Below are 8,628 nucleotides of genomic sequence, written 5' to 3'. Positions count from 1 at the left end.
CATTCAATCGGACAAATTACAGTTGGCTTTGTTCGTGCCTCACAAATTATAGCCAACTTTAATTTGCCGTTTAATGCGGCGTTATGAGCTTCCAAGAATTAGAAGGAAAATATGGCAGTTTTAGAAATTCTGACTGCACCGGATCCAAGGCTTAAGGTCAAAGCGGAAAAGGTGCAAGATATTACGACGGTACAAACATTAATAGACGATATGTTGGAAACGCTATATGCGACTGACAATGGTATCGGTTTGGCGTCGACTCAAGTTGGTCGTAAAGAGGCAGTTGTTATTATCGACCTTTCAGAAAGTCGAGATGAACCGTTAATTTTGGTTAATCCAGAAGTGGTTAGTGGCTCGGATAAAGCATTGGGTCAAGAAGGTTGTTTATCAGTTCCTGATTACTATGCAGACGTAGAGCGTTTTACTTCAGTTGTTGTGACTGCTTTAGATCGCGAAGGTAAGCCAATAACCATCGAAAGTGATGAGTTTCTAGCCATCGTAATGCAGCACGAAATAGATCATTTATCGGGTAACTTGTTTATCGACTATCTTTCGCCACTTAAGCGTCAAATAGCTATGAAAAAGGTTAAAAAGTACGTCAAAGCGCACTCTTAACCCCGCTCATAACGAATAAGGATAGGCCGCGTCCTTATCCCAAGTGTTGAACAAGCCCGAGTGATACCTTTATAGTGTAAATATCGACGTAAGATCTTACGCTTTTTCGATGTGTGCAGAGCAGTTAGATTTATGAGCCGCATCGATCCCTTAGTATCGCCAGTTAATTTATTTACCTCTAAATATCAATATTTTAGTACATTATAGAATACTTGGGTTGGCGATAATCTGCGCTATTGATGTTTGTGCTTTTGCATTCATTTGTCATGAACAGGGAGTTTTCATCTGCAGGCAGTGATAAGAGTCGATGCAGACAAAGTGAAACGCTGAAAAGATGAAAACGTATTGATGCACAGCGTTAGAGATGGATGACTTTTTAATAAGTTGCATCAATTTTTAGTGCAAATATTGCTTGATACATTTGAGTATGCGCTAAGTTAGCGATAGGGCTTGGCGGTATTGATTTAGATGCAAAAAATCCGCGGTGGTTGGCCTGCGGATTTTTTACTGACATTTTATAACTGATATAGGTGGGGTGGAGATATCAGTGTGATCAGACAGGGTTGATATTTGCACTGCCAATGGGGGAAGCACCAACAAAAATATCCTTGTCTGGTATCAGTTAAAGGGTATTAGAAATAAGGCTAATGACCAAATCTGATTATGACTTCTTAGCGTCAGATTGCTTTACTTTTGCTTCAACTTTTTCAGGAAGCGCTGCAAGTACAAGTGCGCTAGCAAATAAGTTTTTGAATGCTTTCATGTCAAAATCCTTTAAATTAAACGGTTAACTGCTGGTGTGAAATAACTATATTCCTCAGGTATAAATAAGTAAAATGATAAAATATTACTTAGTGGATTCCATTTTGGCATGAATGTATCAATTAAAAATTTGCAATGTTTTCTTACTGTCATTGAAGTTGGCCACTTTACGTTAGCGGCTGAACAGCTTTATATGACGCAGCCTACACTGAGTAAAACCATTAAAAAAATGGAAGAGACACTTGATCAAAAATTGTTGATCCGAAATAACCAGAAAGTGGAAGTGACTGAAGCTGGATTACTATTAGCCAAAAGTGCTCAACAAATTGTGGGTCAATGGCACCGTATGTATGAAGACATGAATGCGCTGACGGGATTAAAAATTGGTCGATTACGTTTAGGTTTAAGCCCAATGACAGGCGGTATGTTTATTAATATGCTGGCTAGGTTTCAAACAACATATCCTGGTATAGAAGTTAATGTGCTTGAAGTGGGAGGGTTTGCGGTTGAGAAAGCCTTACTCAATGACAGTTTAGATATTGGTGTTACAGCCTTGCCTACCAACCATGCTGATGAATTTAACATACTCAAATTAGAGCGTTATTCTTTACATGTTTGTGTGCATGTTGACCATGAGCTGGCAAGCCAAACTCAGCTAACATGGCAAGATTTAGATGGGCGACCATTTGTACAATACAACGACCAATTCGCTATTGGTAAGGTGATTAGTCAAAGTTGCCAGGGTACAGGGTATAAACTTAATGTGGTGTCGCACACCGGGCAGTGGGAGTTTATGGCCGCAATGGCAGAAGCACAAATGGCGTACGCCATTTTACCCGAGCCAATTTGTAAGCGAGTGTCGTCGGCTAATGTTAAATTTATTCCGTTAGATGAAAAAGTGGCATGGGAGTTAGCCTTTATTTGGCGTAAAAATTTACCATTAACAGCTGCTGCACAGGCTTTTATTGCTCAAGTAAAACCGACTTATAAAGAGGAGGTGTAATGGTGGTTATCAGTTCTTAGTGCTGACTTTATATCGTAATCAACAAATAGCATGACATTTATTTTCAGGAATAATATGGCCACCATAGTTTATCTGATTGTTATGTTTGGTTAAATATCTTGTACCATGCTTCGGGTGATAGTCCCGTCCCAAAGGGGGAAGTTAAATAGCCCAAAGCAAATAGCATTAGGCGGTTTGCTGATGACACCTATAAATCCACATTATCTGTCTGCAATCTATCTGTAACATTGTATTTACATCTTGCCACGGGACTATTTGCCTTATCCTTCTTGGTTATATCTTATTCCTCTGTATCTTAAATCTGGCTCGCACCTCAATAACGACAATAACAAAGTGAGCAAGGAGAATAAGATGCAAGATAACCAACAAGCGAATTGGGATTTAGCAACACTCACCATTCACGGTGGCCATCAAAGAGAAGCCTTTGGGGCATTAGTGACGCCCTTATATCAAAGCGCCACATTTGTGTTTGATAATGCTGAGCAAGGTGGTGCCCGATTTGCAGGAGATGAAGCTGGTTATATTTATACCCGTTTAGGCAATCCGACAACCGCTGAGCTTGAGCGAAAAATGGCGTTGCTAGAAGGCGCTGAAGATGCTGCTGCGTGTGCCTCTGGTATGGCAGCGGTTTCAAGTGCTTTGCTTACCCACTTGCAAGCCGGTGATCATTTAGTGGCCTCTAAGGCTGTATACGGCTGTACTTTTGCATTAATGACAACCCAGCTAAGCCGATTAGGCATTAAAGCCACTTTAGTTGATTTTGCTGATTTAGCCGCAGTCGAGGCGGCGATTACCCCACAAACCAAAGTACTTTTTTGTGAAACGCCAGTCAATCCACATTTAGACGTGTTTGATTTAGCGGCGATGGCGCAAATCGCTAAAAAACATCAATTGGTATCGATTGTCGATAACACCTTTATGACGCCATTGTTGCAGCAGCCGCTGGCAATGGGGATTGATATGGTGATCCACAGCGCCACTAAGTACCTTAATGGTCATGGTGATGTCATCGCAGGCATAGTGTGTGGTAGTAGTGAGCATTTACATAAACTGAAATATGAAATATTAAAAGACTTTGGCGGGGTGATATCACCGCATGATGCATGGTTAATATTACGCGGTTTAAAAACCTTAGATGTGCGTTTAGCACGTCATTGTGACAATGCAGAAGTTCTGGCTGAGTATTTAGATAAGCATCCGGCCTTTGGCAAGGTGTTTTACCCTGGACTTGCTAAACATGCTGGACATCGATTTATTGGCAATCAAATGAAACGAGCCGGTGGGGTAATTGCCTTTGAATTAAAAGGCAATAAACAAGATGCGATTAAATTTGTTAATCGTCTTGGTCTGTTTGCGATTGCCGTCAGTTTAGGTGATGCAGAATCATTGATTCAGCATCCCGCTTCAATGACTCATTCACCTTATACCCCCGAAGCCAGATTGGCCGCTGGGATCACTGATAATTTGTTAAGAATTTCAGTGGGTCTTGAAAATGTGCAAGATTTGATTAACGACATAGAGCAAGCTCTGGCTTAATGGTTTGATTTGCTAGGGTCTGTTGATCTTTGCTGGTGGAATTTTGTTCGAGATAAAAACGAATTAAGCGCGGCGAGTGGAGTGTAGCCTAGCAATCTAAGCAAAGTTCACTCAACAAAGCGTAATTCGTTTTTAGCCGAATCCTTCGGACAGCGTTTGTTGGCCATTTTTACTACGTTATCGGCGTATTATGTAGAATAACTACACAGCAAAGCCTCTGCCTTGTATAAATGGCCAACAATTCGCTGCAAAAACAACCTTGAAAGATCAACAGACCCTAGGGTCTGTTAAATATTAACCGTTTAATGCTAGCCCTTTACTCAAGGCTGTCGGCAATGTGTTGATAGCCTACTATCACGCTGATATCCACTGCCGATTTACTGTTGGCGGTTTTTTTATAATGGGTCAACACCTTGTTTAGATAACGTTTGATAATAATCGATTGTTCATCACAATGACTTTGCCAAATCTTATCGCCAAAACAGCTGATTAACGGCGCTGATGTGAGGTTTATCTGATCAGCTGCCGGCCTGCTCACGTAAAGCAACTCATAATAGCGGCGGTTTTCGCAGATAAGTTGTTCATCAATCAATTGGCAATGATTGGCATTGAGCATAGCGCGTAGTTTGGCTACGTGATGTACTGGACAAAGTAAAAAATCTAAGGTTAATGACGGGTGTGCGTTCATCAGTTGTTGAACCATTTGGATCATTAAATCCCCGCCCACACCCGCAATTATCACCAATTGTCGACCTTGATAATCATCTAATGGCAATCGCGCCACATCAATACAATGCACTTGCCAGTGAGCTGGGATGTTGGGGCGTTGTGGGTAAAATAATTGCAGCTTGTGTTCAACTTGCTGCATCAGCTCGGGGACGATATCCACAAAGTGGGTTGTGGTAGTGAGTTTTTGATTCAGTATCTGTGCGCCCAATAACCCATGGTCACAACAGCAATCCCAAATATGCTCATATTGTGGGGTTATCATTTTGACAATATGGGATAAACGGTGACTGAGTTTCATAAGTCCTAATTGAGTGTTAAAGCTTGCAACGTGGGTGATGTTTATCAAAGTTGCGAGATTTTAACCATAATAAGCTGTTACCGCTAGGGGATAAAATGGCGATAGTTATAGATATTGCTTTGATTCTTCCATAAAATGATAAGTTAACTTTTTTGCTGCTATTTTGATGATTGTCAGCGGCGCACTTGGATGTAATGAATGTCGGCTAAACTGTTTAACCTTCCTATCAAGCTATCTCATGACTTATTGGCTAAGTTGTTTACTGCCACGCAAATGCAAAAAGCACAAAACTACTTGATCCAGGGGCGAGTGTTAGAGGTTACCGCCAGCCATGATAATCATAATATTGAGGCATACACTCAAGGCGCGGTAGAAGATCCTTACCGCCAAGATATCAGCTTAGTGAATGTGAACCACAAAGTGATTATGCGCTCTTACTGCACTTGCCCTGTTAGGCGCGATTGTAAGCATGTTGCCGCGGCGTTATTAGCGTTAATAGACAACAAGCCGGTAGAAGAACAGCGGATCTCTCAGTGGTTAACCCAGCTGACTCAATTAGATAATACCCAGAATAAACAAGATGATGACTCAGTACCGGATAGAATCATTTATTGTCTATCAAGCGATCCTCAAGGTGTGTATGTTGAGTTAAAAAGCAGCAAACTGAATAAAAAAGGTTTATATAACCGCGGCAGTAAACAAACCATCAGTGACTTGCGTGTGCATCTTCCCTGGTGGATAGGCCCTGAAGATAAACAAATTATAGGGCTATTGTTTGCTAATAATTTGCAGGGAAACAAAGTTTATCTAGAGGGTGAGATTGGCTACCTTGCATTGATGAAAATGATGCATGCTCAAGTGGCATTTTGGGAAGATAATCGTTTTCCTTTAGAAGAGTGCGCAGGTGTAGCGCCTGAGTTCATTTGGGCGGATATGGATAAAAACCATACTCAGATGCAAATGACTATGCCTGGGCTTGAAAACTGGGAGTTTATCGCCACTGAGCCGCCGTTATTTATCGAGTTGGATTATTTAAAGCTGGGGAGGATCGATACCGATCTTTCGGTAGGGCGTTTAAGTCTGTTACAGAAAATGCCTCCAGTACCCAAAACCAAACTGGATACCATCAGCCATGCACTGTTAAAGCATTTTCCTTCGAAAATAGTGCCTATTCCTAATGAAATTGAATTTAAAGAAATAAACCAGGCTGTAGAAACTCGCCTCACATTTGGTCTGATCAATCGCAGTGATAGCATCAGTAAGCAACCCGCTATTCGTGTGGAGTTTTGCTATGGCGATATCCGTTTTGATGCCAGTGAACAGTTTGAGCGCATCAGTTTATTGAAAAAAGGCAATGTGCAGTATCAGGTGCATCGTCAAGTCGATATTGAAGTACAACAGTTAGCATTATTGCATGAAATGGGCTTGACTCGGGTGGCAACTGAGCTGGTGGATATGAGCCAGGCACAACGCTTCTTTTTAACCCAAGGCTTATTGCCCGATGCCATTATTGCTTGGTCTGAATTGTCTACTGAAGGTGCGGATGATCTTATCGAGCGTGGATTTGTAGTGCGTTTTGATAGTGACTTTGATCTTAACATCATCGATGCCGAGCTTGATGTGGATTTGGATGATGAAGATGAGTCTGGCTGGTTTTCATTGTCACTAAATGCCGATATTGATGGCCAACGTATTTCGTTATTAGCATTGGTCGCACGGTGGTTACAGCAACACGGCGAACCCGATGATGAACAAGAGCTCATTTTACCTAGCGATAACGGGCGGTTTATCAAAATTAAAGCTAAGTCCATTAAGCCGCTTATTTCTGTGATCCAGGAGTTGTTTAATCGTCATTCATCCGATGCGATTCAAATTCCACGTAATCGAGCTCATTTGTTGAATGATCTTAGTGCCAGTGAAGTGCGGTTACTGAATGGTGAGCGGGTGCGATTACTTGCAAGTAAACTGGCTTCTTTTAATGGCATTACCCCCATTATTTTACCTGACGGCTTAAATGCAACGCTGCGTGATTACCAAAAACAGGGCGTTGATTGGCTGTGTTTTTTGAAAGAGTATCAGCTTGGCGGTATTTTGGCCGATGATATGGGGCTGGGTAAAACCATTCAGGCGTTAGCTTTTTTATTGTATGTAAAACAACAAACGCAGGTTAGTGAGCGCAAACCTAGTTTAATTATTTGCCCAACAAGTTTAGTGGGTAACTGGCAAAAAGAAGCCGAAAAATTTACCCCAAGCCTCAAGGTTGTTGTGATCCACGGCAGTCAACGTCATCAGTGGCTGGCAAAGCTTGAAGAATACGATGTGATAGTCACAACCTATCCGCTGATCATGCGGGATGAAGACATTTATCACGAGCATGTTTTTGAACACATTATATTAGATGAAGCCCAGCAAATTAAAAATGCTCAGGCTAAAGTCACCCAAGTCATCAAAACCTTGAAAGCGCGCTTTAGATTGTGTTTGTCCGGCACGCCGTTAGAGAACCATTTAGGTGAATTAAAGTCGCTAATGGATTTTTGTTTACCGGGTTTACTGGGGCAACACACCTACTTTAATAAAGAGTTTCGTGGTCCGATTGAAAAGCAAGCCGATGTAGAGAAATCAATGCTGTTAAATCAGCGTATTTCGCCGTTCATGTTGAGGCGCACTAAAAAACAAGTTGTAGCAGAGTTACCCGAAAAAACTGAAATTATCCAATCGCTTGAACTGGAGAAAGATCAACGTAACTTATATGAATCCATTCGTCTGGTGATGGAGAAAAAACTCCGAGAATTATTTGCTAAAAAAGGCGTGTCGAGTAGTCATATTGAGTTTTTAGATGCATTGCTGAAACTGCGCCAAGCCTGCTGTGATCCACGTTTAGTCAAACTTGAGCAAGCACAAAAAGTGACTGACAATGCCAAGTTAAATTGGTTGGTGCAAAACTTGCCTGAAATGCTAGAAGAAGGCCGAAAAGTGCTTATTTTTAGTCAGTTTACTTCAATGCTTACTCTTATCGAGCAAGAGCTAAATGCGTTAGATATTCCGTTTAGTAAGCTAACGGGACAAACAAAGCAGCGCCAAAACCAAATCGATGCCTTTCAAGAGGGCGACAATGCGGTATTTTTAATTAGTTTAAAGGCGGGTGGCACCGGACTGAACTTAACGGCTGCAGATACTGTCATACACTATGACCCTTGGTGGAATCCTGCTGCTGAGCGTCAGGCAACTGACCGAGCGTATCGTATTGGTCAGCAAAACCCTGTATTCGTTTATAAGCTGATTGCAGAGGGGACTGTTGAAGAGAAAATTCAGGCGATGCAGCAGCATAAACAAGGTTTAGCGGATGCGATTTTGTCTGATGGGCAACAAGGCCCATGGAAAGGCAGTGCTGACGACCTATTAGCCTTGTTGAGCTAACGTCAAGCTAAGTTGTTGCTAATCATGATTTACGATACAAGCTTAATACAAGATGTAAACATAGAAAGTTAATGCTGCTTGGTCGTATTGTCGCTATAGCGGTCAAAGTGCAAGCAAAGGTTAATTGATCGGGTTTCTACACAAAGGCAAAGCTTGCATTAATAAGTCTAGTGGTGAATGAAACCTGCTAATCTTATCTTTTAATCGAGATGGTATCCTTAAAAATGTCATCATGCATATTTTATGT

5 protein-coding genes are annotated in these 8,628 nt (G+C 41.5%); 4 read left to right on the top strand and 1 reads right to left on the bottom strand.

Translation table 11 applies throughout. The features are described 5' to 3' along the window. The first annotated feature begins 111 nt into the window (after nt 1–111). The 3 genes from def (at nt 112) to NE535_RS17690 (ending at nt 3,937) form a co-directional block, all read left to right on the top strand. Nucleotides 112–615, top strand: a complete 504-nt coding sequence (def, locus tag NE535_RS17700) for a peptide deformylase (protein WP_194575700.1) — start codon at nt 112–114, stop codon at nt 613–615. 871 nt (nt 616–1,486) lie between these two features. Then, entirely contained in the window at nt 1,487–2,380 is an 894-nt protein-coding gene (locus NE535_RS17695; RefSeq protein WP_261299903.1) for a LysR family transcriptional regulator, read from the top strand. Nucleotides 2,381–2,752: 372 nt separating this feature from the next. Then, nucleotides 2,753–3,937, top strand: a complete 1,185-nt coding sequence (locus NE535_RS17690) for a trans-sulfuration enzyme family protein (RefSeq protein ID WP_261299902.1) — start codon at nt 2,753–2,755, stop codon at nt 3,935–3,937. Between the two features lie 316 nt (nt 3,938–4,253). Here the strand turns inward: NE535_RS17690 and NE535_RS17680 are convergent, their stop codons facing one another. Next, the gene (locus tag NE535_RS17680; protein ID WP_261299901.1) at nt 4,254–4,964 is read right to left on the bottom strand and encodes a tRNA (adenine(22)-N(1))-methyltransferase; all 711 of its coding nucleotides are present in this window, start codon (nt 4,962–4,964) and stop codon (nt 4,254–4,256) included. Between the two features lie 198 nt (nt 4,965–5,162). Here NE535_RS17680 and NE535_RS17675 point away from each other — a divergent pair, with 198 nt between their 5' ends. After that, on the top strand, nt 5,163–8,381 hold the full coding sequence (locus NE535_RS17675; protein WP_261299900.1) for a DEAD/DEAH box helicase: 3,219 nt from the start codon (nt 5,163–5,165) through the stop codon (nt 8,379–8,381). The last annotated feature ends 247 nt before the right edge of the window (nt 8,382–8,628 follow it).

Origin of the sequence: Shewanella holmiensis (genome assembly GCF_025370255.1) — a bacterium.
Lineage (GTDB): Bacteria > Pseudomonadota > Gammaproteobacteria > Enterobacterales > Shewanellaceae > Shewanella > Shewanella holmiensis.
The sequence above is the reverse complement of the archived record's forward strand: the minus strand, read 5'-3'. Positions and strand labels throughout refer to the sequence as shown.